The sequence below is a fragment of the Pararcticibacter amylolyticus genome (assembly GCF_003130405.1).
In the GTDB taxonomy this organism is placed as follows: domain Bacteria; phylum Bacteroidota; class Bacteroidia; order Sphingobacteriales; family Sphingobacteriaceae; genus Arcticibacter; species Arcticibacter amylolyticus.
In genome coordinates this window covers 1-1,976 of record NZ_QEAS01000062.1, presented here as the reverse complement: position 1 = coordinate 1,976, position 1,976 = coordinate 1, and the positions used below count along the sequence as shown (strand labels likewise).

The 1,976-nt window shown below is 53.9% G+C and carries 1 protein-coding gene; it reads left to right on the top strand.

All coding sequences use genetic code 11. The annotated features are described in order from the left end of the window. Positions 1-1,976: PH domain-containing protein (locus DDR33_RS26145; protein WP_158280874.1), on the top strand; the 1,976-nt coding region annotated here is incomplete at both ends.

Below are 1,976 nucleotides of genomic sequence, written 5' to 3'. Positions count from 1 at the left end.
GCAGGACTATTCGGCAGGCTTCACGGCCAGTCCAATCCCGTCAGCGTGAACCATTTCACCGGGACCGCCAATGTATCTATCCCCCTGTACGAATTAAAAAGCGGGGGAGTATCCATGCCCATAGCGTTATCGTACAGCGCTACCGGGATCAAAGTCAAAGACAGCGAAGGCAATGCCGGCATGGGCTGGCAGGTCAACCTGGAAAGCTCAGTCAGCCGGGTTGTGCGGGGCCTTCCCGACGACTGTAAGAAAGACGATGCCGGGTATACCCGCCTGGGGTGGCTGTACAATACCAACGGGACAAAGATCGCTGCATTTACCCCTGCCAACGACCAGAGCTATACCACCTGCAGCGATGAAACAGCAGATGTGAGCTATATTAATACCAATTTCACCGGATTCTCCGATACCGAGCCCGATCTGTTCGTGGTAGACGCACCGGGGCTATCGTGCCAGCTGGTATTCGGCGCGGACAACATCCTGCGGACGGTGCCCTATATGGACGTGAAAGCAGAATACAGCACTGATGCGGCCAGCGGGCAGATCACCTCCTTTACGCTCACGACGGACAAAGGGGTGAAATACGTTTTTTCGGATTGTGAAAACACCAGGCGAATCGCCCAGGGCAATCCCTTTTTGTGCCGCAACGAGTACGAACAATACCGCTATGGAGTATCCTTCACCCATGCCTGGAAGCTGAGCCGGGCCACAGACGCCGGGGGCAACGGTCTGGCCATCGCCTACCGGTCCTTTGGAGGAATCCAGCTGGAGGAAGAAGACCCGGATTATGATCAGAATGTCGTCAGTGCCCGCCCTAAGATGGGCGGGGTCTTTACGATCAAAGACGTTTCTGACCGGAGGCGGCTGGACACAGTTTCCCGGATACATGCCGGCGTAAAGAAGAGGCTGCTCACAGCCGGTTACGTGAATATTGACGGCAGGGATCTTGTAAAAGGCATTACAGGACCAGGAAGGTCCTATGCGTTTGCCTATATGGGAAATGTATATGGCCCGCCTGCAGTCAGTTCCCGGTATTTCTTAAAGACGGTTCTTCTGAATTCAGATTACTGGTATCAGTTTGAATATAACGGGGAAGCCACAGGAGAACTGAGCGAAAGATATGTCCCCTATCCTGACAATCTGTCGAAAAGTATGGACCTGTGGGGCTATTATAATGGCAGTAATGCCACCAGCCTGAAGCCAAATGTCTATATCAACCCCTCTTCGGCCTCGTATGAAAGATACCGGAGCACCATCGCCACCAACCGGCTGGGGACGTATAAATACACGATTGACGGAGAATCCCGCGCGGTAAACGCTACCCATATTGTGCTGGGCTCCCTTTCAAAGGTATTGTACAAAGGAGGGGGCTATACAGAACTGGTCTACGAACCCAACGACTTTTACGACAATACCGCTGCTGCCGTGCACCTTGGAGCGGGGATCCGCATCAAACAGGTCAGCACGTTCGACGGGGCCAGTTCTGCCAATAATATGATAAAAAACTACAGCTATACGGACCCCTCCACCGGACAGTCTTCGGGGAAGGCCCTCTCCATGCCGGTATACGCGTTCACCACCGATTATATCTCAGACCCTCTGGACGGGGAAACAGCTGCCCAGATCTGGAAGAATTCGACCTGCGTATGTGAGGAAGACCTTTCCGAGGAAGACCATTCAGTCGTTTACAGCCATGTGCGGGAAAGCCAGAGCGGGGCGGGGAGCACGCTGTACCAGTTTTCGGTGCCTGCCACCAACTGGGACAATAGCGCCCCTGACTGGGCGCCGACCGTCAACTATGCCGGCAGGTCGAATTGTGCCTCCGATCCCGGTAATCTGAAGAGCGGTAAATATACCTATCCCTTCATCCCGAATCCCAATTATGACTTTGAGCGGGGCTTATTGCAAAAGACCAGCATGTACAATGATGCCGGTCAGCTGGTGAGCGAGCAGAGCTATACCTACCAGCGTACCGG